This window comes from Nocardioides sp. HDW12B, assembly GCF_011299595.1.
In the GTDB taxonomy this organism is placed as follows: domain Bacteria; phylum Actinomycetota; class Actinomycetes; order Propionibacteriales; family Nocardioidaceae; genus Marmoricola_A.
This window is the reverse complement of the sequence record NZ_CP049867.1, coordinates 2,963,297-2,989,801: the sequence shown is the minus strand read 5'-3', so window position 1 is coordinate 2,989,801 and position 26,505 is coordinate 2,963,297. Positions and strand designations below refer to the sequence as shown.

The following is a 26,505-nucleotide window of genomic DNA, read 5'->3' as shown; positions in this document are numbered from 1 at the left end:
CCCATCACCGACCCCCATCAGTCCGTTGTGGCCGTTTTTCTGTCATGAAAGCCAGTCGCAGCCGATGATTGAGAACATGGATGCGGGGGATTTGCAGGTCACGAGGTGGCGGCGTTACGGCAAGGACCGGCTGTACGTGGAGCGTCCTGACGGCAGCAAGGTCGGGTTCTGGGACCTGTTGACGGACACAGGGCACGCGGAGTCCCCGCAGGGTGAACGGGCGTTGATCACAGCGGTCACCACGTGGAGAGCCCGGGCCGACGGGGGGCAGTCTGCTGAGGCTCCTGCGCCGACATGTGACCCGACTCTGGTGACGCCTTCGCCCGGGCCCGAGCCCGCGGCGGCGTTGGGGCCCTTGCCTGTCGGAGCCCACGTCAACCCCGCACCCGATGCGGGGGGCGCGGCACGCCCCTGGGTCGACCTCGCTGCTAACCGTCCCGGAGCCTCAGCCCGCGAACAGGCCCAAGCCGCGCGCGAAGCCGCCCCGGTCAAGACGACCCTCGCCCGCGTCCTCGGGGTCCACACCAACGAACGTGCCTGGCGGATCGGCGCGGACGGCGAAGAGAAGGTCGCCGCTCAACTCGCCAAGACCACCAAGAAGGACCCCCGATGGAGGGCCGTCCACGCGATCCCTATCGGCAACCGGGGCTCCGACATCGACCACCTCATCGTCGGCCCCGGCGGCGTGTTCACCGTCAACGCCAAGAACCACCCCAAGGCCAACATCTGGGTCGGGGGGAACACCTTCATGGTCAACGGCACCAGGGTTCCCTACATCCGCAACGCCCGCTACGAAGCCGAGCGCGCCGCCAAACTCCTCACCGTCGCCTGCGGGTTCCCCGTCCACGTGGAAGGGCTCATCGTTACCGTCAACGCCACCGACGTCGTCATCAAGACCCAACCCGACGGCGTCTCCGTGACCTGGCGCAACAACCTCCCCAAGTGGCTCCTCGGCCACGGCGACATCCTCGACACCGCAACCCTCGACGCCATCTATGAGGCAGCGCGCCGGTCCATCACATGGCGAGGCTGAGCCCTCCAACGGAACGAGGGCAACCGGCGTCCACGAGCATCGGCCACCGCCCATGATTAGGTAACGCGACGCCCGACGGAACGCCGGATGGTCCAGCGCGGAGCCCACCGCGGATGCTCGGTGTAGGTCTCCGGTCAACCCTCGAGCGCTACGACGTCAACTACGCGGCCTGACTCAGATGTGGGGACACGCAGATGCAGGTTCCCAGCCGTGCTCGGCGGCGATGCGCGCGAACCGCTCCGCGAGGTCGTCACGCGTGGCGGCTCGGACTAATCCTTCGCAGAGGTGCCCGTGGCCTAGGCATGCTCGGCCACCGCGTCGCTAGATTCGTGGCCCGGCGTCGCGTCCGCGTGGAGAGCAGTCAGCCGATCCGCGCCGTCGGACGCGATAGGCGCCGCCGTGTCTGGGAACGCGCGGCAGACCTGCGTCGTGGCTCAGTACGTGGCGCGCCGTGGTCGCCAGCTTGCCGTGAGCGGCACTCGACGATAACGCCAGCGTGGCGCGCACGGTGCGAGCATCGCGGCCAGGCGCCGGCGTCGGCCTGCATAAAACGACCACGGGCCAAAGTCTCGACGCCCGCGAGACGCCGTAATCGATAACCAATCCGATCACCACCAACGCATGCCCCACGACGGGCGAAGGATCAAGGGGCCGAGCGGGTCAGCAGCAGTACGTCGGGCACCCACTAGGGGGTGGTCGATGAAGGGGTTGCGGTTGCCCTGACGTTCGAAGATGGCGGCGTTGCGGTGCAGCTCCCACTGCGAGACCGGCTCCTGCTCGTGCCAGGCCAGCAGCACCTCCCAGCCCGTCGAGGACAGCTCCTCCTCGGAGATGTGGCCGGGGTAGCGGATGCGGAAGTAGAAACTGGCCCGTGCCGCCGCACCCTTGCCATGGACCGGTTCGAACCCCGCCGAGGTGGGCTTCCCGCACTCGTTGCGCACCGCAGCCATCGCCCGCGCACGATCCGGGGAAGCGGGGGAGGGCCCGGGGGGGAGGGAAGTCGGTGAACTCAGTGAACGGGGTGTTGCCGCGGAAGCTGTTGCACCGGGACTCACACGCGAACAGGTGATGCAGGTCCCCGCGCATCGGCTCCGCCTTTGCGAACCAGCTTTGGGGCACCACGTGCTCACAGTTGAAGAGTAGAAGCACTCCACCTCCCGATTCCAGATGGGTTGGCTCCGCTGAAAATCGGCTGCACGCCGCCAGGCGGCGGATAGTCGCACATCGAAGCAACCGCTGGCGTCGCGGTGGATACGCTCTCCTGCTGGAGGTCGCCGCACGCTGCTAGCCGACGTTCAGGAGGTCTTCGGTCTCCGGATGGAGGATGTTCGGGCGGTAGCCGGAGTGTGGCTGCCAGTCGCGTGTCCGCGCGAGGTAGCCGGCTTAAAGGCGTTGCAGGTTGTAGCGAGGTCGATCAGCTCTCGATGCGCTTAGGGGGACGGTGTCGATCCACGACAAAATGCTCCATCAGGAGTCCGCCAGTGGGTGCCGGCAGCTGTGCTGATGACCTGACGCTTCCTCGCCACTACGCTTGGGCCATGGCGACCGATGACGCCGGGGAACCCGTCGGGGGCTCCTCCGCGGGTCTCTGGTCGGAGGTCGTCTCGAAGCTTCGTGAGCACCGGGCGAAGAGCGAGGCTGCGCTGGTTGCCGATGTCGACGAGCGGTACCCGGACCAGGGCGGTCGGGCGCTGGCCAGGTTGCGGAAGTGCAATCGTTGGTTTGTGCGGCTGGAGGCGGCTCGAATCGTCTTGGGTCTGCTTGCGTTCGTAGTCGCGTGGCGGATGATCTCGTGGCTTGCGTGGGGCGATCCGGAGCCGGGTACCTGGTGGTGGGTGGCCACGGTCCTGTTGGCGTTCGCCGTTGCTGTCCTGGTGAAGCTGTGGGTGAGGTTTCATGGGCATGCTCGGGCGGTGTCGTCGACGTGGGGCGCGTATCAGTTGCCGTCCGGTCTGGACATGATGAAGGGGGCGGATAACGCGCCTGAGCGGTATGCGCGGGCGGAGACGAACCTGTTGAGGTACCGGCCGCGGACTCACACGTTGGCGCTTCGTGCGCGGTGGCGTGCCGTGCTGGACTACGACGCGCATCTAGTTGGCGAGTTGGAGGGTGACTTCCCTTCTCTGCCGACGCCGTGGCTGCTGGGCGTCCCTCCGGAGATCTGGGGCGCGCATCGGAAGGTGCTCGCAGAAGTGCTGGGGCATCTGCTGATTGAGCCGCGGCCGCCGCTCGTGCCTGCGACGGAGGCGGAGGCGGTGTCGAGGTTTGTGCTGGCGTGGCGCGGCACGACGATCCGGGGTCGGGTCGGTGCGTCGTTCGCCTGGCTGGGGGCGCTCAGCACCGTGATCGCTCTTGGGGGTGCGTTCGCAAAGGCTGCCGGCTGGGACTAAGACGTCTTGCGGCAACATCTCCCACGACTGGGGGCGGCGTGTGGGATTCGGGTCTGCTCGCCGCACGCGCGCCAGCAAAGTGCCAGCAAATGCATACCGGCGTCAGGATGGGCGGAGTTGACGCGGCTCCGGCCGTGGCCGTGGTTCCTACCTGTCGGTAGTACGACGAAGGTCTCGGGAGCCTCGTCGAACGCGTCCATTGGCGTCCGTCAGAGCCGCCTGGCTCGGAGGGCGCAACCAGCCGGCACCTCGAGACCGACATCTGGCAACACGCGCAGGCCGCAGCCCGGTTCGCCCGAGCCGCGATGCTCACCCAGTAAGGGTTGCCTCCCGGTCGAAAAGAACCGCTGCGTTGCCAATCGCCTCTGTTGTGAATCCCCGGGGGCGCCGGCGAGTCCGGGCCGCAGACATCGATGATCAGCGCGAACCCGGAGCTCAGCCAGCATCTGCCATCCCGGTCAGATGCTCGCGATCCCTGGAGCAGCGGACAGCCCGCTCCGCGCTTCCGCTACCAGGGTGAGCGGATCAAGGGTCGAGGACGAACGTGTCGATGATCTCAACGCGCGGGTCATGGCGGTAGTCCAACTTCTTCTTGCGACGGGTCCGAGGCACCTCGCGGATTCCGTACACCATGACCGTGACCTTCCCCGCCGTCTGTCCGACGTCGGGAGGGTTGATGACGAGCCGGACGAATGCCTTATAGGAGTCCAGCCTCATGCCGGAGAACAGTTCGTTCTCATGCCACCCGAACTTGTCTGCCACCCACCAGTAGCTTCCGAACACCAGCCAGGAACCGACCAGGAGCACCACCAGGGCGACCGCAGCGGCCACCAGCAGTTCCGAGAAACCTTCCGGTGGACGCCACGCCACCACTTCGGCCACCTCACCACCTGGTCGAGACTCCCACAGCGCATTAGCCGCCTTCTGGGCGGTCGCGCCGGTCTCCGTCTCTCCGCGTTCCAGAATGGCCGAAGCGCCCGCCGCGAGTGCCGCGTACCCGAGCGCGTGGCCCGCACCAAAGGCGACCGCGGCCAGCGTGCGACGCCGTCTCGTAAGGTGCCTTGGCGCGAAGGCTCGCGCCAAGGACACCGCCAGCCCCGCAACTACGACTACCGTGAGCACGTTCGCCCAGACCGGCCACCACCCTCGAAACGCAGCCAGGAGCGCGCCGGAGATCAGCAGCACCAACGCCGGTGTGAGTACCCCGTTCGCGATCGGGATCCGCCACCACCCCCGGGCGAGTTTGCGGGACTCGTGTTGAGATGGGTACTCGCACTCGCGCCAGTACGGGGTTCCCGGCTCCGTCAGTTCCCATGGCATCGACAGCGAGCATTGGAGGTGGTGCGTGGAGGACAGGTACGCTCCACCGCCTCCGCAGGTCACCAGATGCTCGGGCGCATCCTCCGCTTTGTCGCCAGAGCTCCGGTACCGCGCGTAATGGTGAGTGTCTCCGCTGAGGAGCAGCCGCACCTGCCCGAGCCGACCCGGGGTGTTGGACGGATCCACCGCGGGTCCGGCCGCCGGGTCGGCGAAGAGCCTATGCACAAAGGTGGCCAGACGCCCTCGAAGGCTGTCCTCGTCGGCGGCTCGACCGGCCGTGCTCTCGGCGGCGGTGGGTAGCTCGGTCCACGAGGGCTTCGGGGTGCACAGGATGACGCGTTGGTCGCCAGTCACGGCGCGACGAGCACTGTGGAAGTACTGGAGCTGCTCATCGTCGATGGTGGCGTCCAACTGCGTGTCGATGCCCCAGAGCCACCACCCGTGCGGCAGCTGAGCGGCAAAGTACGAGCGGTCCTGGAAGGGGTGACGTCCCAGGACGCGTTCCGCGTCTAGGACGGGAACGGGTACCACGGGAGTGTTGGCATACCGGTCTTCGGCGGAGGTCGACGCTGTCATGAAGATCTTCATCCATTCGCCGAGGTCCCCGTCATACCAGTCGTGGTTGCCGGGTATGGCGGCAATGTAGCCGAGGTCCTCTGTGACATCCTGCTGGGCTGTCTCGAAGACCCGCTTGAGGCGGTACTCGTAGTTCTCGTTCTTCGGCGTCGGGTAGACCTCGTCCCCGCCGAGCATGAGCAGGTTTGCGTGGCGGCCGCGGTCTTTGGATGCTTCTGGAAGGCATGCCGAAGTCAGGCACCGAGCCATCGCATAGGTGGCGTCGAACCCGTCGCCGGTGTCGGCTAGGAAGTCGACGACGAATGGTTCAGCCCTCACACCGAGAGGCGCGAAGTCATACCACGACCCGGACTTGTACCCCATCGCAGCCTGGCGCGCCGCGGTGAACCTGCCGTACTGCTCAGCGTCGTGCACCTTCAAGCCGGTGCGGACGAGCTCGTGTAGGTCCAGCCACCTCGTCGCCGGCTTGTGACTACCCATGCCCTCCCCCTACCGCCTGTGCAGAACGGGTGTCGGGAGGCGTGCAAGCGTCGAGGCTGCGCATCGGACTGAATCGCATGCGATTGAGAATGGCAGTCCAGCAGTGGTGCTGGAACCCCCTTGGGGTCGTGGTTCGCTCAGAGGTCGAAGTCGGAGAACATCCCGCAAAGGAGCACTCGATAACGAAGGTCCCGAGCGCCTCGGCGAACGCGTGGAGCGACGCGCCCACGGCGCTTCATGTGCAGCGCGTGGAAAGAAAGAGCTCGTTGACGAGCAACCGCGACTCCGTCGACGTCGATCACAAAAGAAGATTCGCTGCTCGCGCGACGACCAGACCGAGCAGTCTCGCTTTCGTCGACGTAGTCCCGTCCAGTTGAACCATGCTGGGCGCCGCATCCGCCGCCGCCAGCATCCATGCCGGTGTAAGCCTTGCCCAAGGTTGATCGCGGCGGAAGGACTCAGCTACGAGGCGGCGAGATTTCTCCACGAGCCACCAACTCCTCAAGCGCACGCTCACAGCCCGATTGCCAGCGCCGGTGCCGATCCTGGAACGAGATCACTGCAGGTTCTGCGCACGAATCGATTCCGTGCTGTGAGCACCTTCCCGATGCGCCGATCGAGCCGCTGCTGTGATAACGGGCGTCGTAGGGAAATGACTCGTTCACCGTCCCATTGTCGCCCTACTCCGCGCCGCATGCGAGTCTGGCCTTACGGAGTCGGCCATCTTGCGGCGAAAGGACTCACTCTCATTGATGAGGAGGACGTTCCTCCTCATGCATCCACTTCGCCGGATGATCGGATAGGCGATCCGATCGTTGGGTCCAGTCGCGATCAGATGCAGTTGCCCTAGACCCTCAGCACGCGCTGTAGGAACCGGTACCAGTCATTGGGTCCCCCGGCGTACCCCCGCGCCCGCAGGGTGCGCTCCAGCGTCCGCTTGAGCGGATGGGGGGAGAGCATGATCGCCGCATTGCGATCGGCGAGCCGATGTACTTCCTCGGAGCTAGGGGGGCGGTTGCTCTTCGCCCCGTTGCATCCGGCGTGCGCCGGCGCGAGGTTCCAGATGGAGTCGAGGTCCAAGCCCTCCCACCCCAGCGGCATGCGACGGCTCATGAGCGAGAACGGGAAGACGTGGTCGATTGCTACGTCGCCATCCAACGCCATGTTGCAGATGATGCAGCGGTCATACAAGAATCCGCCGACTGCCTCTCGTACCCCCGCTAACGAGCGTCGACGCAGCTTGTCGGTGATGACGTCTCGGCCGAGGTCGGCGACCACACCCTCATTGATCAGGCTCGCGCCGATACCACTGGCGAACGAGTTCTCGACGATGCTCCACCGGGCATCGAGCTCTCCCCGGAGAGCGCGGGCGCCCGGCTCACTAGCGATCCGGAGCAAATCCGGGGACAGCACGACCAGCCGCTGTTTGCCTCGACCGCGTATCTCGTAGAACCCGTGAGGTACCTGGACGCCTCCGTTGAGATTGTGGAACTTCTGCATGACCATGCCGGGCATCGAGCGGGCGGCGGCGGCCACGAGGCGTTCTGTCGGACGCCCTGCAGCCAGAGACGCCTTGCTCTCTTCGTCCGCGACCTGCAGGAAGTCCTGATCGCCCAACTCAGTTGCAAGCGGTGCCTGGGGGAGGTGCTGGGCGTGCTCCACGAGGCGCATCGCGTAGGGATCTGCGAGTTCAAGCAGCGTTACGTCCTCACGGCCAGCGGTCGCGTGCTCCAGCAGCGCATCCGCTAAGGCGAACTTGTACGTGCGACTGTTGGCCCCCATGAGTACCGCAAGCCGCCACGCGGTCGCTGGTGTCGGGTGACTGGTGTAGTAGTCCACCGAGGCAGTATCGAACAAGGAGTGGACAGTTCAATGGGCAAACTCGTTCGGGACGGCATACCCGATTTGATTCGCGCGGAAGGTCAAGAACCAGTCGTCCAAGTTCTCGATGCGACCCGCTACCTAGATGCGCTGTTGGAGAAGATTGTGGAAGAGGCGGAAGAGCTCCGGCGCGCTGCTCCCGAGGAACGTCTGGAGGAGATGGCGGACGTCTACGAGGTGCTCCGGTCCCTTGCTTCCAACCTCGGAATCTCTTTGCAGCAGGTCAGTGAAGCCGCGGACGCGAAGAACGCCGCCCGGGGCGGATTCGCTGGTCGGTTCTGGCTCGAAGGCAGCTGAGAACGGTCGAGGACTGGCGGCAAGCTACACACGCCGCTACGTTCAATCGATGGGGGACTTTCGCGAGCTATCAGGGGTCGGCGAGACGTACTGGGCGATTAACCGTGAGGAGCGTCAGTACGCGGCGATCCTGTACCACCTGCTCTTGAACGGCGACAACCTACCCCGGTTTCTGGAACTGATCGACTGTCCGTACAAAGTCGATGAAACCTGGAGCGCCTACGTCGAATACGCCTACCTGCGGGACGCGTGGGACAAGATCGGAAACGACAACGACAAGAAGCGCAAGCTCATCTCGGCGCTGCTCAACACCCACGATGTCTCTTCCCTGGAGTCCGCGTCGGTGCAGGAGTGGAATGAACACTTCGGAGTCGGGACGCCTGTCGCGTCGACGGCGCATGTCCAGAGCCCTTCGCGGTGGTCGCTGGCGAAGTTCGATGCCAACGTCGCCGACAACGATGACTTCCTGGCCACGTGCCAGTTCAAGTGGGCTTTCAACATCAAACCGGACATCGTGATCCACACCGACAACGACCACGCAGTCGTAATCGAGGCGAAGTGCACCGCAGGTGAAGGCTCGTACCCAAGCACGACTCCGGAGAAGGACATCTTCAAACGGCGAGGGTTGCCATACGTACGCCAGACCGACGTCCAGCAGTATCTGTTCAAGGAAATCCTCGGGATTGAAGCCGTCTTCCGCTACGTCGTCAAGGCTGGGACCGCCAGCACGCCCAGTTACCAGACGGTCCTATGGAAGGACGCATTCGCGGCGCTCGAACACACCGGCGCGCCGACCTTCCTGACGGCGTGGCTGCGCAAGCTAGTTCACGACTAATGATCGGAGAGGTGATCCGATTGCGCGTCGATGGTCCGTCCGGGCACGGGCGCTCGCCGGGGTGATGCCATCTGGATTTCAGTCGGATCGGCAGTCGGGGTCGCTGCCTACTCGGGTGTCGCCCTCCCCGGAGGGAGATGTCGACACTCATGGGTTCCGTCGGGGCTCTAGGGCATGATCGTGCGGACCAGAAGGAGTCAAGTGACCACAACTCAGATCACTCTGTCGGAGCTAGAGCAGTACCTCGCGAAGGCCGCCGACATTCTCCGCGGCAGCATCGACCAGGCTGACTTCAAGGCGTACATCTTCCCGCTGATGTTCTTCAAACGAATCAACGACGTCTACCTTGAGGAGTTCGCCGACGCGCTGGAGGAGTCCGGCGGCGACCACGAGTTCGCGGCCTTCGCCGAGAATCACCGCTTCGCCATTCCTGATGGCAACCTGTGGGACGACGTACGAAATCACACCGAAAACATCGGCAGCGCCCTACAGACGGCGTTCCGCGAGATCGAGAAGGCCAACCCTGAGACGCTCTACGGCATCTTCGGCAATGCCAACTGGACCAACAAGGACAAACTGCCCGACCGGAAGCTCGCCGACCTGATCGAGCACTTCTCGAGCAAGACACTCTCCAACGCGAACGTGGCCCCGGACGTGTTCGGCAACGCGTACGAGTACCTCATCAAGCGCTTCGCCGACCAGTCGAACAAGAAGGCCGGTGAGTACTACACCCCGCGCTCGGTCGTCGGTCTGCTGATCAACATCCTCGACCCTCAGGAGGCGGAGAGCGTCTACGACCCGGCTTGCGGTACTGGCGGCATGCTGATCGAGGTCATCGAGCACGTGAAGGCTGCCGGCGGCAGCCCCAAGACGCTCTGGGGCAAGCTCTACGGGCAGGAGAAGGTGCTCGCCACCTCCTCCATCGCCCGCATGAACCTGCTGCTTCACGGCGTCGAAGACTTCAAGATCCTCCGCGAGGACACCCTTCGTAGCCCCGCCTTCTACACCGGCAACCGCCTCGCGCAGTTCGACTGCGTCGTGGCCAACCCGCCATTCTCGTTGAAGAATTGGGGCGAGACCGCGTGGGGATCCGACAGGTGGGGCCGCAACGGCCTCGGCGGAGTTCCGCCGAAGGGGTACGCCGACTGGGCGTGGGTGCAGCACATGCTCACCTCCGCACGGCCCAAGACCGGCCGCGTCGCCGTCGTCCTTCCCCAAGGCGCGCTCTTCCGTCAGGGTGCGGAGGCAAGAATCCGCACCCACATCCTCAAGTCCGACGTCGTCGACGCCGTGATCGGACTTGCACCCAACCTGTTCTACGGCACCGGCCTGGCCGCTTGCGTCCTGGTTCTGCGACGCCAGAAGCAGCCCGATGAGCAGGGAAAGATCCTCTTCATCAACGGAGAGAGCCTGCTCAAGAAGGGGCGCAACCAGAACACCCTGGAGCCAGAGCACGCCCAGCAGCTGCTCGACGCCTACGAGACGTTCGACGACATCGACGGCCTCTCACGCGTCGTCGACCTCGACGAAATCGCCGCCAATGAATACAACCTCAGTATCCCGCTCTACGTGGCTCCCGCCGATGCCAGCGAGAAACTGACGATGGAGGATGCGCTCGCGCGCCTCGAAGGCGCATACGCGAGAGCCGCGGAGACCCGCTCGGCTCTGGTAGCAGAGCTGGCGAAGTGGGGGTTGTCGGCGTGAGTACGCGAATCACCCAGCGCGAGCTGGAAAACTATCTGTGGGGTGCCGCCGTCGTCCTGCGCGGCCTCATCGACGCCGGCGACTACAAGCAGTACATCTTCCCGCTGGTCTTCCTGAAGCGGATCTCCGACGTCTACGACGAGGAGCACGCCGCCGCGATGGAGGTGTACGGCGACGAGGAACTCGCCGACCTCCCCGAGAACCACCGCTTCGCCATCCCAGACGGCTGCCACTGGGACGACATCCGCTCTGTCACCCGTGACATCGGCAACACCGTTCTGAAGGCCATGCGCGCGATCGAGTCCGCCAACCCCGACACCCTCCCAGGCGTGTTCGGCGACGGGGACTGGGGCAACAAGAACCTCCTGCCCGACTCGACGCTGAGTGAGCTGATCGAGCACTTCTCGGCCAGGACTCTGTCAATCGCGAACCTTCCAGAAGACGAACTCGGCAACGGGTACGAGTTTCTGATTAAGAAGTTCGCCGACGACTCCGGCCACACCGCGCAGGAGTTCTACACCAACCGCACCCTCGTCCACTTGATGACGCTGATGCTGGAACCACAGCCGGGGGAATCCGTCTACGACCCCACCTGCGGCACCGGGGGCATGCTCATTTCGACCGCTGCCGAGGTGAAGCGGCAGGGCAAAGAATGGCGCAACCTGCGCCTCTACGGCCAAGAGCTCAACTACGGGACATCGGCCATCGCCCGGATGAACCTGTTCCTTCATGGGGTGACCGACGGCCACATCGCCCACGGCGACACCCTGTCGCGACCGGCATTCCACGACGCCAAGGGGCGTCTGCAGACCTTCGACGTCGTGCTGGCCAACCCGCCCTACTCCATCAAGGCGTGGAATCGTGACGGCTTCACTAACGACCCCTTCGGCCGGAACCTCTGGGGTGTCCCGCCTCAGGGCCGGGCGGACTACGCCTTCTTCCAGCACATCGCCAAGAGCCTCGACCCCAAGGTGGGACGCGCAGCGATCCTGTTCCCGCATGGCGTGCTCTTCCGGCGCGAGGAGGCCGCCCTGCGCGAGGCACTTGTGAAGTCAGACCTGGTCGAGTGCGTCCTCGGACTCGGCGCCGGCCTGTTTTACAACTCACCGATGGAAGCAGTCGTCATCATCCTGCGCGCCAACAAGCCTTCCGAGCACAAGGGCCTTGTGCTCTTCATCAACGCGGTTAACGAGGTCGCACGTGAACAGGCGCAGTCATTCCTGAGCGAATCCCATCAGTCGAAGATCCTCGACGCCTACCGTGGCTTCGCCGACATCGACAAGTTCGCGGTAGTGGCGACTGTCGATCAGATCGCAGGCAGGTCCTTCAGCCTCGCGATCCCGCTGTACGTCGCAGGCGTGAAGGCTGGCGATGCTGGCGAGAAGATCGACGTAGTCGATGCGCTGGCCGAGTGGAGGGTCGCGGCTGCCGAGTCGGAGGCCGCGATCACCGACGTCCTCACCGTGCTCCGATCGGAGGTGTCGGCATGAGTCTTAACCTCGACAAGTCCACCTGGAAGCGCGTTGCTTTCGGCGACGTCATCGACAGCGTCACCGATCGTGTCGACAACCCGTCCGAGGCGGGTGTCGATCGGTATGTCGGCCTTGAGCACCTGGACCCGGGAGGAATGACGGTCACACGTTGGGATGCCCCCGAAAGGGTGGAAGCCCAGAAGCTGCGATTCCTTCCGGGTGACGTGATCTTCGGCCGGCGCCGCGCTTACCAGAAGAAGGTCGCCAAAGCCGAGTTTGAGGGCATCTGCTCGGCGCACGCACTCGTCCTTCGTGCGCGGCCGGACTACGTCGACCCCGACTTCCTTCCCGTCTTCCTCTCCAGCGACTACTTTCTCGAGCGCGCCATCGAGATCTCAGTCGGATCGCTCTCTCCGACAGTCAACTGGCGTGACCTCAAAGTGCAGGAGTTCGATCTCCCACCACTCGACGAGCAGAAGCGCATCGCCGCCTTGGTCTGGGCGGTCGAGGCCAACCGGCTCGCAACTCGGAACTTGGTCACCGAAGTTCGGACTGTGCTCGCGGTGAAGATCCGAGAGTTGTGGTCCCTTGAGGCACTCCAGCCGGTCGGACGCATCGGCGATTGTGTGACTGGGTCGACCCCGTCGAAGTCGAACCGGACATTCTGGGACAGCGAAGATGTCCCGTTCTACACACCGTCCGAGATCGAGGGAGACACGGTTCGCGTGGCACGCCAGAAGGTCAGTGAGGCTGGCGCCAAAGCCGGCCGTCGGCTCCTTCCGAACTCGGTCGCTGTCGCCTGTATCGGCGGCGATATGGGCAAGTCCGCAGTCATCGAAAAGCCAGGTATCTCCAATCAGCAGATCACTTCAGTGGTGGGTCTATCGACTGAGGACGCCTATCTCTTGCAGGCGCTCCTTGCGCACCCGCTCGGGCGCGCTGCGATGGAGGCACGAGAGACAACGACGATTGTTCGGAAGCTCAACAAGGGCGACCTCATGAAGGTCGAGGTGCCTTGGCCGGAGGACAGGAGTGTTCTCCACCTGCTGGTTGGTAATCACCGCCGAGCGGTCGGGAGCCTTGAGGCGGAAGCTGACACCCTCGTCGGCCTGCGTTCGTCGCTCCTAGCGGATGTCTTCGGAGGCAACTGATGGCTCAGTTCAACGAGGCCAACTCAGTCCGAGACTTTGTCCGCGACCTGGTGGAATCGACCAACGTCCAGTCACTCGCAGGCAACGAGCTTCCGCGACAGACCGACGAGGTAATGCTCGAAGGCTTGGTCAAGGCTGCGCTGATCCGGTTGAACCCGGAGATCGCGGCCGACCCGGACAAGGCAGACGAGGTGATCTACAACCTCCGCGCGATCCTGATCGCCGCCCGGACCAGCCCGCATCCGGTCGTGGCGAACGAGGAGTTCATGGCATGGCTGACGGGCCAGAAGTCGATGCCCTTCGGCCCGAACGGCGAGCACACGACGGTCCGCTTGATCAACTTCGATGAACCCGCGGATGACTCATCGAACCAGTGGGTGATCTCGACCGAAGTCACCTTCAAGCAGGGACGCGTCGATAAGCGCTTCGATCTGGTGCTGTGGTGCAACGGCTTCCCGCTGGTGGTGGGTGAGGCGAAGACGCCGGTTCGGGCGGCGTACACGTGGATCGACGCTGCTGCTCAGGTCCACGACGACTACGAGCAGAGCGTGCCGCAATTCTTCGTGCCCAACGTATTCTCCTTCGCCACCGAAGGTAAGGACCTCCGCTACGGCACGGTCGGGATGCCGGTGGAGCTGTGGGGTCCCTGGCGCGAGGAGACAACCGAAGATGATGCCCCGGCCAAGGTCGGTCTGGTCGCGGTCGGAGAGGCGGTCGAGGGTGTCCTCAAGCCGGCGGCAGTACTGGAGTTTCTGCGGTTCTTCACGATCTACGCCACCGACAAGAAGCACCGCAAGATCAAGATCATCGCTCGGTTCCAGCAGTTCCAAGCGACCAACCTGATCGTCGAGCGGGTACTGCTGGGCAAGATCAAGCAGGGTCTGATCTGGCACTTCCAGGGCTCGGGAAAGTCGCTGCTCATGGTCTTCACCGCGCTCAAACTGCGGGCGATGGCTGCGCTGACCAACCCGACGATCCTGATCGTGGTCGACCGCATCGACCTCGACACTCAGATCACTGGCACCTTCAACGCCTCCGACGTACCCGGCCTTGTCTCGACCGACTCGCGCGCCCAATTACAGACGCTGCTGAGCCAGGGTGCGCGGAAGGTCATCATCACCACGATCCACAAGTTCGGCGAGGCGCCGGGCGTGCTCGACGCGCGCGACAACATCATTGCGATGGTCGACGAGGCGCACCGTTCTCAGGAGGGCGACTACGGGCAGAAGATGCGCGAGGCGCTGCCCAATGCTTTCCTCTTCGGCCTGACCGGCACGCCGATCAACAAGCGCGACCGCAACACGTTCATGTGGTTCGGGTCGCCCGAGGACGAGGGCGGCTATCTGTCCCGGTACTCCTTCCACGACTCCATCCGCGACGGGGCGACCCTGCCGTTGCACTTCGAGCCGCGTTTGTCTGAGCTGCACATCGACCAGGAGGCGATCGACACCGCGTTCGAGGAACTCGCAATTGAGGAGCGACTGACGGAGGCGGACAAGATCACGCTGTCGAGGAAGGCCGCATCGATCGAGGTTCTGATCAAGACCCCGTCACGGATCGCGAAGATCGCTTCCGACATCGCCGACCACTTCCGCTCCAAGGTCGAACCGCAGGGGTTGAAGGCGCAGGTCGTCGTTTACGACAAGGCCTCGTGCGTTGCGTACAAGGAGGAGCTCGACAAGCACCTCGGCCCGGACGTCTCGACGATCGTGATGTCTAAGTCCCGCGGCGACTCGCCGGACTGGGCGAGGTGGACACCGGGAGCGGAGGCGCTGGAGCAGGTCGTCGCGCGATTCAACGACCCGGCCGATCCGCTGAAGATCATCATCGTCACGGCGAAGTTGCTGACGGGGTTCGACGCACCGATCTTGCACTGCCAGTACCTCGACAAACCGCTCAAGGAGCACACGCTCCTTCAGGCGATCACCCGCACCAACCGGGTCCACCCGCCCAACAAGACCCATGGGTTGATCGTCGACTACCTCGGCATCTTCGACGACGTCGCCAAGTCGCTGGCCTTCGACGAGAAGTCCGTGCAGCAGCTGATCTCCAACATCGAGGAGCTCAAGAAGCAGCTCGAGCCGGCCATGGCCGCGGCTCTGGCGTTCTTCCCCGGAGTCGATCGGACCGTCGGCGGCTACGCGGGACTCGTTCAAGCACAGTCGGCGATCGCGGACGACGGGGCCAAGGATGCATTCGGTCTGGCGTACAGCGTCGTCTCGCAGTTGTGGGAGGCCCTTAGCCCCGATCCGATGCTCGCCCAGTACCGCGATGACTACCGCTGGTTGACCGACGTCTACGAGTCCGTGCGCCCGTCCGACATTGCCGGCCGTCTGGTGTGGCACGCTCTCGGAGCGAAGACGATCGACCTGATCAACGAGCACGTCGAGGTCGAGATCCCGCGAGGCGCCGAAACGATTGTCCTGGATGCTCAGACCATCGAGGACCTGATGACGGGAAAGCGCAAGGACGTCCCGATTGAGGAGGTCGAGAAGCAGATCACCGCCCGGATCGCGCGCCACCTCAACAACCCGGTCTTCATCGAGCTCGGGCAGCGCCTCAACGCGCTCCGGGAGAAGTACGCCGACATCCAGCAGTCCAGCCTGGACTTCCTGCGCGAGCTCTTGGAACTGGCCCGTGACACCGTCGCCGCGGGCAAGGCCGCTGCCGACGTGCCCCGGGAGGAGCAGGGCAAAGCGGCGCTCACCGAGCTATTCGAGGCCCTCAAGGGTGAGGAAACCCCGATCATCGTCGAGAATGTCGTCAATCGAATCGACGAGGTAGTTCGAGCTGTCCGCTTTGAGGGCTGGCAGTCGACCATTCGAGGCGACCAGGAGGTCCGGCAGGCGCTGCGCAGGACGCTCTACGTTCAGTTCAAGATCCGCGAGAACGACGTCTTCGAGAAGGCGCTGGGCTATGTCCGTGAGTACTACTGACGAGCAGAGTGATCGGACTACGTCTCCGATCATTTGTGCAGGTCGTTGAGGACTGCTTGACCTCGTCCGCTGGGCTTCATCGCGCCCAGTTCGCCGGGGTGGGCGGCGCGCACGGTCGCCGGCGACGTGCTCTGCGCGGCATGCTCGGCGCTGGTACTCGAGGCTACCCAAATCACCAGCATTCGAGGGACGCCAGATGTTGAATCGCAGATAGGGTCGTAATGGCTTCGGGACGTGGCCACGTGACAGTGAGGGGTGGACGTGAACGACGCCGATAGCGACGGGGCTAGCTCGCCGAGCGATGGGGTCCGCCGCGGTCTGCTGACTCGGACCGTCTACGAAGTCTTAGCCGCCGGTCAGAGTCCCATGCGTAGCGGCGACATCCTATCGCGCGTTTCCGAGCTCATCGGCTTCAACGAACGCGAACTGAGCACGAACGCGAGTGGGCAGATTCGTTGGCGCACGGCCGCCAACGCTGCTATGTCCTGGTCCACCTTTGGCGGTTGGTTGACGCGAGACGAGGATCGCGGGTACTCGCTCACAGAGAGCGGAGCCGAGGCGCTCGGCGAACTGTCGGCTGACGATCTCTGGTTAGAGATCGCGCGTCGCTACCACGCGTCGAAGCTTGAAAGCGCGTCGCAAGGGGTCGGCTGGGAATCCTTTATCCTTTGGGCACGCGAACTTTCCAGTGTCATCGACCTTGACGTCGAGGAGCGCGACTACAAGCTCAAGGCTGCCGAAAAGTGGGCCGCGGCCGGCGCCGCCTGTGCGGCCAACAGCAGGGACTGGGCCGTGCGACTTAAGCAGGCGTCCGGAGCCGGGAATCTCGTCGACTCGTTTGCCCAGACCTGGCTGCGCAACCGCATCCTCGATCATCCCGATGAGGTGCGCGCAGCGTTCGGGCAGCTGTATTCCGCGGGCACAGTGGAGGCGGTCGAGGAGTTCGGTGAGCAGCTCGGCAGTTGGGATGAGTACGTCAGTCCCGGAGATCGCACCGTGTTCGCCTCCTGCCTCCTGCTCGGCCGGGACGCGTCGTCGTTCGCTCCGTACCGACCCGCGCTAGGCAAAGCCTGGGCAGAACGGGTCGGCGAGACCGCAGGTACCACACCGGGGGAGCGCTACGCGACCTTACTTTCGCTCTGCGACGGCCTGCGCGAGCGCTGGACGGACGAGGAGCCGCGGCTGCGTGACCGGCTCGACGCTCAGGGCCTGGGTTGGGCAGTTCTCAAGTGGGCGCCACCTGACACGTGGCACCCCATGAAGCGTGCCGAGCTGCAGCACTGGCGCGAGGGGCGCACCGACGAGGTGCGCGTCGGTCGGGGGGCCGGGATATGCCCCGCGATGGAGGGTGCCGCGTGGGAGGTGCTGGGCGCCGGGCTGAGGGGCCAGACCTCAGCCCTCGTCAGGGGGATCCGGAGCTGGTCGGTCGAGAACGCCCAGGATCTCGCCGCCCGGTTCACAACCGGCGAAAGCGGCCAGCGCTTCGCGGACCGCCTCGCCCAACAGCTCGAGGGCGCGTCCGACGGCGTGTTGTGCCTGGCCGCCGAGCTGCTCTACATCAGGGACGCGCCGCTGCACGACATGAAGGCGACGACGAAGGCCGACCGGATCGGCGCCATCCTGGCCGCGGTGTCGGGTGCTCCGCCCTTACCCGAAGCACAGAGAACAGGACTGGACGACGGCCACGCCTTCGCGGGTGGCCAGGGCTACCATGCCCGCGCACCCGAACATCTCCAGTGGCTGTGTCGGTTCGTACTTCATTGGCTTGAACAATCCCCGGAGGTCATCGACGAGGCGCTGCGGGACCCCGTCGCCTTCCGTGAGGTAACGACGAGCGTGCCCGGCGACTCGCCATCGATCCGTTACGTCGTCGAGTACCTCGCGTGGCCGGGTATCTATCCGTCGATCGTGAGTGCAGCCCACCGCCGAAAGATCCGAAACGGACTCATCTCAGACGTCGGGGGTTCGAGCGGCGATCAGGACGACGAGGTGACGCGCGACCTCGTCGCCCTCCGGAACCTTCACGAACGGAAGAAGAAGGGCTTCGTGTCGTGGTACGACCCGCCATACGTGAACCGTTGGCGCCCCGGCTCGTCTGCAGGCCCGCGCGCCTGGTTGGTCCGCTCTGACACCCCTGAGGACGTAAGCAGGTGGCTGAGCAACAAATGCGTTGATCTCCGTGACGACGCCGAGCTCTCCTTGAAGCCCGGCCTGACCCGGTCCGAGGTCTCAAGCCTCGTGGCGGACGGCTACGCCCACCTCCCGCCCTCGCAGCGTGACGAACTGTCCGTCGCCCTGCATACATTCCTCGAGGGGATGCAGGAGGACGACCTGGTTGTCGCCCTGACAGAAGAGCAGCTCATCATCGGCACGATCGATGACACTGTGCCCCACGAGGAACAGTCGACTTCGCTGCTGAGCCGCCCAGTTCTCTGGTCTGAGTCACGGACGCCGCTGGGCGGACTCCCTGCCAAGCTCAACGCCGCCCTGGAACAGGAGGGGCACGTTGTCGACCTGACGGCCGTGATCCGACTTCTGTCTGAGCTGGTGGACAACGAGACGGTCGCGTCGGTGGACTCACCCGCCCCTCCCAAGCCGGCCGAGCGGGCGATGCTGCCTGCTGTCCCCCAAAGCCTGGCCGACGAGCTGTTCATGCCGATATCGCCGCTCCAGGAGTTGGTCAACCTGCTAAACCGGCGACGGCAGCTCGTCATCTACGGCCCGCCCGGGACAGGGAAGACGTATGTCGCCAAGAAGCTCGCAGAACGCCTGGCGGGGGCGCAAGATCCCAGCAGGGTCCGGCTTGTGCAGTTCCACCCGTCGTACGGCTATGAGGACTTCTTTGAGGGCTTCCGACCTGTAGAGAAAGACGGCCAGGCGCACTTTGCCCTCCAGGACGGACCCCTGAAATTGATGGCGGCGGAGGCAGCCAAGGCGGAGAATCGAGGCAAGGCCTACGTGCTCATCATCGATGAGCTTAACCGTGCCAACCTGGCGAAGGTATTCGGCGAGCTGTACTTCCTGCTGGAGTACCGGGAGGAGACCGTACGGCTCCAGTACCGACCCGACAAACCGTTCAGCCTTCCCGACAACATGTTCATCATCGGCACCATGAACACGGCGGACCGCTCGATCGCCCTCGTCGACGCCGCCATCCGGCGACGGTTCCCGTTCTACGAAATGCATCCGCAACGGGAACCCGTTAGTGGAGTACTCGCCGAGTTCGCCAAGCGAAACAAACTGACCGACGACCGGGTCGACCTCCTCGAGGAACTGAACGCGACGATGGGGCAGCGTGGGCACGACCTGCACATCGGGCCGTCGTATCTGATGCGCGACGGACTACATGAACCAGGAGCGCTCGATCTGGTGTGGCGATACGACATCCTGCCGTTGCTGCATGAACACTTCTACGGCAGCAAGTCCCCTGAGGCGATTGATCAGGACTTCGGCCTGATGTCGTTGAGGAAGCGCATCGAGATCCGGACCAAGGCCGACGAGAGCTCGGCCGACTCGGACACCTGATGGCCTTCAGGCACGAGTCGATGGACGAGCTCAACGCTGACGGCATCGAGGTCCAGCTGGACACCGACCAGGCGAGGCTCCTCGCGGAGTCGAAGCTCGTCGATGTCCAGCCCCTGAGCGGTCATAGCTTCCGGCTGTTGCCCAACGGCCGAGTCGGGGCCGTGCGTTTCGAAGACCTCCAGATCGAGGTGACCCCGAAGCACAAGCTGGGAGTGGCCCACTTAATGTTCCTCCTCGGCTATGCCAAGAACCCTGGTTTCCGCCCGGACTCCGTCATGGCCGAGACGTATAGCGACCTGTGGCCGGCCATGGCTCACTCGCTGGTGGTGTCCGTCGAGCGGTCGCTGACCTTGGGGCTGTTGCAGGGCTACCGAACCGAGCAGGAAGCTCTCCTGACGGTCCGCGGCCGCATCGCGTTCGAGGAACAGATCCGCCGCCGGCCCGGGTACCTCGTACCGATCGAGGTGAGGTACGACGAGTTCAGCCCAGACATCGCCGAAAACCAGATCCTGCTTGCGGCGCTCCACCTGATGCTCGGCGTACCCCGCCTGCAGCCAGAGACGCGACGACGATTGCTCCACCTGGCCGCACGGTTCGCCGGGGTGACCCGGCTCCTGCCTGGTACACCGATCCCGCGCTGGCACCGCTCTCGCCTCAACGAGCGATACCAGTCGGCCCTGGGGTTGGCCGAGGTCTTACTGCGGAACAGTTCGGCCCGCGCCAGCGCCGTCGGCGTCGAGATGTCGGCCTTCGTCGTCGTGATGTGGAAGGTCTTCGAGGATTTCGTCACTACCGCCCTCCGCGATGTACTTGCCGACCACCCCGGTTTCGTTCGCCCGCAGTTGCCCGCGTATCTGACAGGTGAAGGAGATTGGAGCCAGGGCATGACCGGCAAGGGAGCGGATGACCCGCATGGGGACGTCGTCATGGACGTGGACGTCGTTCACCTAGACGATGGTGGCACTCCCAACGTCGTCTTCGACGCGAAGTACAAACTCGCATCGAGCACCGGCGACTACGCCAACGCCGACCATTACCAGATGCTCGCCTACTGCACGGCGCTCCAGGTCCCGGTGGCCTGGCTGATCTATGCCGGCGGCGGGCAGGACATCCGACGCACGATCAAGAACACCGGAGTCGACGTGGTAGCTGCTCCGATCAACTTGCGCCAGTCACCAGAGGAGGTGCTGGCACGCATCCGGCAGATTGCGCTCCGCGCGCTAGATGAAGTGCCGGCACTGGCGTGAGTACCGCTGCGATCCTGGGCATCACGCTTCGCCCTGCGTGGATCGGTCTGGGAGCCGAAGCAGGTCAGGAGCGATCAGATTTGGCAGCTCCTTGTTCCCCGAATGTTCCCCGTTTCAGATGCGGTTCCGAGAAAACCGCCTCTGAACTGCAATTATGCGGTGGGCAATGCTGGGTTTGAGCAGTGACGTGATCGGAATGCACACACATCCGATCACCCAAGCGAGAACGAACACCGTGCTTGGCTATGGAGCCCGTGTTGCTGGGCTGCGCGCCAAGGCTGTACGCCTCGCTGCTGGTCACTCTCGGATAGTCGGAACTCAGAGCAGGCGTGACATCTTCGTGCTCATCCGCGCAACTGATAAAGGCCCCCGAAGGCATGGATGACGTGGTCGTCGAGGTTGGTGCGGTTGCGGTCGTACCTCATGCCGGTCGCGCTCGGGGGATCGTGGCCGGTGCGGGTTCGCCCCCGCGCGTCACGCGACTTCGCTGGGGCGGCGGGGGAGACTGACGCGACCAGCCGACTCGTCAGGAGGCGTCATGCCAGGTGGTCCCGGGCGCGACCAGCGCGCCCCGATGGAGCGGCTCGTGCGCATCGCGGCCGTCCTCAAGGTGGCGGGCGACCGCGGGGTCGGCGCCGACAAGCTCGTCCGGGTCGCCGGCTTCGACGGCGAGGAGGCCATGGACCAGCTGGCTCGCGAGCTGCGCCATCTGCGCAACCAGGGCTGGCAGATCGACAACATCGCGGACCCCGGCGAGCCCGGGCGATACCGCATGGTCACCGTCGACAACCGCCTCCGGGTGCGACTGACGCCTGCGCAGCAGCGGGCTCTCCAGCGTGCCGTGCTGCTGGCCGACCGCCAGGAGCTCGGCCAGCGACTCGGACTGACCGCCGACCAGACCCCCGCTGAGGTCACGCCAAGTTTGCGGACCTCCGAGCCCGACGATCAGCTCGCCACGGTGCTCAGCGCTGTGCGGCGCCGCTGCCTGTTGCGCTTCCGCTACGGCGGACGCACCCGCCAGGTCCACCCCGAGTCGGTGCGCCACCAGAACGCGCGGTGGTACCTCCGCGCCGTCGAGGTCGGAGGCGACGAGGCCAAGCTCTTCGTCGTGGCGCGCATGAGTGAGGTCGAGCGCGACGCCCCCGGCACGGCTGACCCGGTCGAGGGGGAGCGCACCCTCGCGCTGCACCCCATGCAGTGGAAGGTCGACCCGCCGGTGCAGGTCACGGTCCGCCTGGAGGCGGCGTACCGCCTGGACACCGAGCACTGGCTCGGCACGCCAGCCGACGCACGCGAGGACGGCGACGAGCTCGAGCTGACCTACGAGGTCACCAACCGGGAGGCGCTCAAGGTGCGGCTCTACGACCTCGGCTCTCGGGTGCGGCTCGTGGGCCCCGAGGACCTGCGCAAGGAGCTGCTCGACGAGCTGGCGACCGTCGCTGAAGGAGCCAACCGATGAGCGCCGCCACCCCGAAGTACGTCGCACGCATCGCCCGGCTGCCGCTCGTCTTCGAGCACCTCGCTGCCCACCAGGACGGGCTGTCCCTGGGCGAGCTGGCCGCCGAGTTCGACGTACCGCCGGAGCAGCTGCGTGAGGACCTGCTCGCCTTCTACACCGCCGACGTCACCCCCGACCTGCTCATGGGTTTGTCGCGCCCGGGTGTGCTCGGCTTCTTCGGACCCGACGGCGACGACGCGGACCCCGAGGACGCTGAGGTCGTGCGCGTGCTCGACGCCCGCAACGCCGACGAGCTCGGGGTCGAGCACGTCGACGCCTCCGAGCTGGCGCTGATCTACACCGCCGCGCGGGCGCTGCAGGAGATCGACGACGACCCCGACCTGGCCGCTGCCGTCGACGTGCTCGCCGAGACGATGTTCGCCGTCACCGACGCCGGCAGCGACGACCCTGCGCCGTGGAACGAGGCGCTCGAGGCGATTCAGATCGGCTGGCGCGAGCGGCGACGCGTGCGCATCATCTACTCCCGCTCCTGGGACGCCGGTGTGCGCGAGCGCGTCATCGAGCCCTATCGCCTTGTCGCCACCGGCCGCGGCTGGGAGGTCGACGCCGGCACTGGCGAGCAGCGCGGCGAGGTGCGCACCTACATCGTCGGCAACATCCGCGAGGCCGAGCTGCTCGAGGAGACCTTCGAGCCACCGGAGAACTTGCCGCAGCTGCTGGAGGCCAAACGCGCCACCAGTCGGGTGCGCGTCGAGCTGCCGCAGTCAGGACGCTGGGCTGCCGACATGTACGCCGAGAGCGTCGCTGTCGTCGACGACCAGGAGACGACCGCCGTCCTCGACGTCGACCTGCTGCCGCCGCTGAAGCACCGGCTCGGGCTGCTGCTGCTTGCCGCTGGGAGCGACGCGCACGTCGTGGAGCCGGTCGAGCTGCGAGGTGCCGCGGCAGACCTGGCCCGCCAGCTGATGGCGCACCACGGCTGAGCGGCGCGCTTGCAGAGCCGAAGACGGCGCTGCTTGCGCGGTGATCGATCTGATTCTCGACCGGTGCCGCGTCAAGGACGAGCGGGTGGCGTGAGCATCCGGCAGCGCGGGCCGGTCGACCTCGCGAGGCGTCGGTCGAGTGTCGCCAGCGGCACCGCGAGCTCCTCGGCGAGCGCGACGTAGCAGGCGTCGAACGACGTCAGGGTCTCCCTGAGCTGCCACACGCGACGCGCGAGCAGGTCGTACGGCGCGAGCTGGATCGGCAGGGCGAGGAGATCCTCGTGGGCGAGGTCGGCCGTCTGCGCAGGGATCGCACCGCTGAGGGCCAACCGGCGGAGCACGTTCGCGGTCTCGACCATCACGAGGTGGGGTGCGGCGAGCTGCTCGTCCGCGATGAGCGCGAGCGCCCAGGACCCGTCGGGCCCGCTGTCGACCAGAGCGGCGACGAGGACCGACGCGTCTGCGACGAGGGTCATCGGCGGTCGGCGGTGACCTCGCGGAGGATCTGCTCCGGCGTCACCGACGTCCGGGTCGACTCCTTGCGCGACCGGATCCGGTCCGCGAGCTCACCCATGTCCGGGCGACGGGAGAGGTCGATCAGCTCGGCCCGGAGGAATTCCTGCAGGGACCGGCCGCTGCTCCTGGCGCGAGCGGCGAGGGCGTCACGTGCCTCCGGCGGGACGTCACGGATCGTGATGGTGGTCATGCATGCATTGTGCATGCGTAGACACAGGCGGCGCCACACTCGCTCCACCGTGCCCGCCGCGCGAGCGCGATGGGGCGCCTACACCGCCTCGATCGCGGACCAGATCTCGTCACCGCGGGTGTGGTCGCCGAGCCCTCGGCTCACGTACGCCGCGGCGTACCTGCCGCGGAACGACCACCAGGCCGAGCAGCCGCCGGCGCCGCCCATGCCGATGTCCTCGTCGTCGACCTGGAACCCCAGCGTCCAGGTGACCTCGCGGTCCAGAATCCGGTCGTGCCCGCTGGCGGCGGGGCCGACGTACGCCGCGTTCAGCTCGCGTCCCAGGCGCTGCTCGACCGGACCACCCGGCGCCATGAGGTCGGCGTAGAAGCGCGCCAGCCCGCGGGCGCTGGCGTGCATCGCGATCGCGGGGAACGAGCAGCCGCGGAAGCGGGCCGAGTTGAGCACGTCCGGGTCGAGCAGCCCCGGTGGCCGACCGAGCGCGGGACCCCACCGCGGGTCGTCGGCGTACACCTCCGGCCACCCGTCGAGCGCGACCACGTCGGCCACGCGCCCCAAATCGGAGTCGGCCACACGCAGGTGGAGGTCCCAACCGTGCTCGGCCGCGATGCGCGCGAACCGGTCGGCGAGGTCCTCGCCCGTCGCGGCTCGCACCAGCGCCGCGCACAGGTGCCCGTAGGTCAGGGCGTGCTCGGCGACCGCGTCTCCCGGGGCGTGGTCCGGTGCCGCGTCGGCCAGCAGCCCGGTCAGCCTCGCCTCGTCGTCAAAGGCCAGGGACGCCGCGGCCTCCGGGAAGCACGGAAGGCCGGCGCCGTGGCTCAGCACGTGCCGCACCGTGGTCCCCTCCTTGCCGCGGGCGGCGTACTCCGGCCACAGCTCGGCGACGCGCGTCTCCAGCGACAGCCCACCCGAGGCGACCACGTCAAGCACGGTGAGGGCGGCGAAGGGCTTGGCGACGGAGTAGGTCATGACCAGCGTGTCCGGCTCCCAGGGGCGTACGCCGTCGCGGGTGCCGGCGACGTGGTCGACGACCGGCTCGCCTTCCCGCACCACGCAGACCGCGCCGCCCGGCTCGCGCCCGTCGGCGACCCAGGCGTCGAGCAGGGACGAGACGGGGGAGGAGGAAGCCACCAGCCCATCGTGCCGTGAAGCCCCCGCCCCGCCCACGATCTTTGTGTCGGGGGGGCTCTCTAGCGTCGGAGACGCACCAGGGAACACCAACCGACGGGGGTCGAGCATGACGAGAGAGAACAGCACCGGGCCGGACTTCCAGTCCTCCGCCGACGCGGCGTGGGACGAGCTGGAGGCGGCGCTCGCCGAGCGGTTGGCGGGCATGACCGCGGACGACCTGGCCATCATCGAGTCGCTCGAGGCGGTCGAGCTCGACGGTGCATCGCCGTACGTGCAGTTCTGCGCCTGGGAGACCACCCCCGGGCTGACGATCCGCGCCGAAGCGGTCAGCAACCACTACCTGGACGCCACGCGCCGGCTCAACCCGGGCGGTGAGCGCGAGCTCGAGAGCCTCGGGTTCAACCACCCGACGTACGGCGCCGGCGACGAGCCCGACAGCGGCTCGGCCAACTGGTACGTCGACCTGCTGGCCGAGGACGCCGAGCACCTGGCCGACATGACCGTTCGCGCGTTCCGACGGGCGTACGGCGTCGCGCACCCGGCGTTCCTGACCGCCGACGGACTGCTGCCCGACGCGCCCCACGAGCACGCTGCGGCCCCGGTCTCACCGCCGGCCGCGGCGCCGATGGTCGCGATCGTCGACTCGCCCGACGCGCTGCGCGACCTGACCGCCACCGTTCTCGAGGAGCTGCTGGGCCAGCCGCCCCACCGCGACTCCGACGGCGACTTCCTCGTCCCCAGCGACCACGGCGCGTTCTGGGTGCTGCCGGCGCCGGACGCGCCGGCGCTCGACCTGACTGCGACCGTCGCCGCCGACGTCAGCGACACGAGCCTGGCGCTGCTCGAGGTGAACCGGCTCAACCGCCGCGACGCGCTCGTGCAGCACACCATCGTCGACGCCACCGTGATGGCGCACCTGCGCATCGACTGCGCGCCGTTCAGTGACGTCCACGTCCGCAACCAGGTCGCGCACTTCCGCGTCGCGCTCGACGAGGCGATCCGGACCCTGACCGAGACCCTCGAGGCCGCCTCGGTCGAGCAGGCGCGCCATCGCCGCAAGCAGGCGGTGGCCACGCTCACCGAGCTCGTCAAGGGAGAGCTGTCGGGCGACACCCTGCCGCTGGACCCCGCGATGGTGGGCGAGGTCTGTGGCCGCGACCAGGACACGGTCGCCTCGCTGCTGCGCGGCACGCAGAGCCAGCTGACCCGGGTCCGGCGGGTGCTCGCCACCGGGCGCGGCAGCCACGTCGACCACCGCAAGGAGGAGCTGCTGCTGCGCCAGCGACAGCTGCTGCGCCAGGCCTTGCACCTCACGATCGCCGACGCGGCTTGCTCGTGAGGAAGCCCGGCACGGGCCGCAGAGGCGTGGCAGGGTCGGC

General features: G+C 66.0%; 19 protein-coding genes. 13 read left to right on the top strand and 6 right to left on the bottom strand.

The window, feature by feature from the left end:
• Positions 1–64: 64 nt before the first annotated feature.
• Positions 65–1,033 (top strand): nuclease-related domain-containing protein, encoded by a 969-nt coding sequence (locus G7072_RS13910; protein ID WP_206063125.1) that lies wholly within the window; start codon positions 65–67, stop codon positions 1,031–1,033.
• Between the two features lie 608 nt (positions 1,034–1,641).
• On the opposite strand, the gene G7072_RS13905 is transcribed toward G7072_RS13910, so the two are convergent.
• A complete protein-coding gene (locus tag G7072_RS13905; protein ID WP_206063123.1) occupies positions 1,642–1,983 on the bottom strand; it encodes an endonuclease in 342 nt (113 codons plus the stop codon).
• A 588-nt stretch (positions 1,984–2,571) separates the two neighbouring features.
• On the opposite strand from G7072_RS13905, the gene G7072_RS13900 reads away from it, so the two are divergent.
• On the top strand, positions 2,572–3,423 hold the full coding sequence (locus G7072_RS13900) for a hypothetical protein (RefSeq protein ID WP_166087338.1): 852 nt from the start codon (positions 2,572–2,574) through the stop codon (positions 3,421–3,423).
• A 525-nt stretch (positions 3,424–3,948) separates the two neighbouring features.
• Here G7072_RS13900 and G7072_RS13895 read toward each other — a convergent pair.
• Both G7072_RS13895 and G7072_RS13890 read right to left on the bottom strand, forming a co-directional pair.
• Complete coding sequence (locus G7072_RS13895; protein ID WP_166087336.1) at positions 3,949–5,799, bottom strand: hypothetical protein; 1,851 nt, start codon at positions 5,797–5,799, stop codon at positions 3,949–3,951.
• Positions 5,800–6,645: 846 nt separating this feature from the next.
• A complete protein-coding gene (locus G7072_RS13890) occupies positions 6,646–7,638 on the bottom strand; it encodes an HNH endonuclease domain-containing protein (RefSeq protein WP_206063121.1) in 993 nt (330 codons plus the stop codon).
• Positions 7,639–7,671: 33 nt separating this feature from the next.
• On the opposite strand from G7072_RS13890, the gene G7072_RS13885 reads away from it, so the two are divergent.
• From G7072_RS13885 to G7072_RS13840, 10 genes are all read left to right on the top strand, one after another.
• Entirely contained in the window at positions 7,672–7,977 is a 306-nt protein-coding gene (locus tag G7072_RS13885) for a nucleoside triphosphate pyrophosphohydrolase (protein ID WP_166087334.1), read from the top strand.
• Positions 7,978–8,026: 49 nt separating this feature from the next.
• Positions 8,027–8,812 (top strand): hypothetical protein, encoded by a 786-nt coding sequence (locus G7072_RS13880; protein ID WP_166087332.1) that lies wholly within the window; start codon positions 8,027–8,029, stop codon positions 8,810–8,812.
• 201 nt (positions 8,813–9,013) lie between these two features.
• On the top strand, positions 9,014–10,516 hold the full coding sequence (locus tag G7072_RS13875) for a class I SAM-dependent DNA methyltransferase (protein ID WP_206063120.1): 1,503 nt from the start codon (positions 9,014–9,016) through the stop codon (positions 10,514–10,516).
• Positions 10,513–12,006 carry a class I SAM-dependent DNA methyltransferase gene (locus G7072_RS13870; RefSeq protein WP_166087328.1) on the top strand — a complete coding sequence of 498 codons (1,494 nt, stop codon included), beginning with the start codon at positions 10,513–10,515 and terminating at the stop codon, positions 12,004–12,006. The genes G7072_RS13875 and G7072_RS13870 overlap by 4 nt, the downstream gene beginning before the upstream one ends.
• Positions 12,003–13,139, top strand: a complete 1,137-nt coding sequence (locus G7072_RS13865; RefSeq protein WP_166087327.1) for a restriction endonuclease subunit S — start codon at positions 12,003–12,005, stop codon at positions 13,137–13,139. The genes G7072_RS13870 and G7072_RS13865 overlap by 4 nt, the downstream gene beginning before the upstream one ends.
• Positions 13,139–16,075, top strand: a complete 2,937-nt coding sequence (locus G7072_RS13860; protein WP_166087325.1) for a type I restriction endonuclease subunit R — start codon at positions 13,139–13,141, stop codon at positions 16,073–16,075. The genes G7072_RS13865 and G7072_RS13860 overlap by 1 nt, the downstream gene beginning before the upstream one ends.
• Positions 16,076–16,336: 261 nt before the next feature.
• Positions 16,337–19,600 (top strand): AAA family ATPase, encoded by a 3,264-nt coding sequence (locus G7072_RS13855; RefSeq protein WP_166087323.1) that lies wholly within the window; start codon positions 16,337–16,339, stop codon positions 19,598–19,600.
• Positions 19,601–19,620: 20 nt separating this feature from the next.
• Positions 19,621–20,847, top strand: a complete 1,227-nt coding sequence (locus tag G7072_RS13850) for a restriction endonuclease (protein ID WP_166087321.1) — start codon at positions 19,621–19,623, stop codon at positions 20,845–20,847.
• Between the two features lie 538 nt (positions 20,848–21,385).
• Positions 21,386–22,306, top strand: coding sequence for a WYL domain-containing protein (locus tag G7072_RS13845; protein WP_166087319.1), 921 nt, complete (start codon positions 21,386–21,388; stop codon positions 22,304–22,306).
• Positions 22,303–23,289 (top strand): WYL domain-containing protein, encoded by a 987-nt coding sequence (locus G7072_RS13840; RefSeq protein ID WP_166087317.1) that lies wholly within the window; start codon positions 22,303–22,305, stop codon positions 23,287–23,289. Before G7072_RS13845 ends, G7072_RS13840 begins: the two co-directional genes overlap by 4 nt.
• A gap of 71 nt (positions 23,290–23,360) precedes the next feature.
• Here G7072_RS13840 and G7072_RS13835 read toward each other — a convergent pair whose 3' ends face one another.
• The 3 genes from G7072_RS13835 to G7072_RS13825 form a co-directional block, all read right to left on the bottom strand.
• Positions 23,361–23,765: a type II toxin-antitoxin system VapC family toxin gene (locus G7072_RS13835; RefSeq protein ID WP_166087315.1), complete on the bottom strand. Its 405-nt coding sequence runs from the start codon at positions 23,763–23,765 to the stop codon at positions 23,361–23,363.
• Positions 23,762–23,995 carry a hypothetical protein gene (locus G7072_RS13830; protein ID WP_166087313.1) on the bottom strand — a complete coding sequence of 78 codons (234 nt, stop codon included), beginning with the start codon at positions 23,993–23,995 and terminating at the stop codon, positions 23,762–23,764. The genes G7072_RS13835 and G7072_RS13830 overlap by 4 nt, the downstream gene beginning before the upstream one ends.
• A 78-nt stretch (positions 23,996–24,073) precedes the next feature.
• Positions 24,074–25,126, bottom strand: a complete 1,053-nt coding sequence (locus tag G7072_RS13825) for a serine hydrolase domain-containing protein (protein ID WP_166087311.1) — start codon at positions 25,124–25,126, stop codon at positions 24,074–24,076.
• A 106-nt stretch (positions 25,127–25,232) separates the two neighbouring features.
• On the opposite strand from G7072_RS13825, the gene G7072_RS13820 reads away from it, so the two are divergent.
• Positions 25,233–26,465, top strand: coding sequence for a hypothetical protein (locus G7072_RS13820; protein ID WP_166087309.1), 1,233 nt, complete (start codon positions 25,233–25,235; stop codon positions 26,463–26,465).
• Positions 26,466–26,505 lie beyond the last annotated feature (40 nt).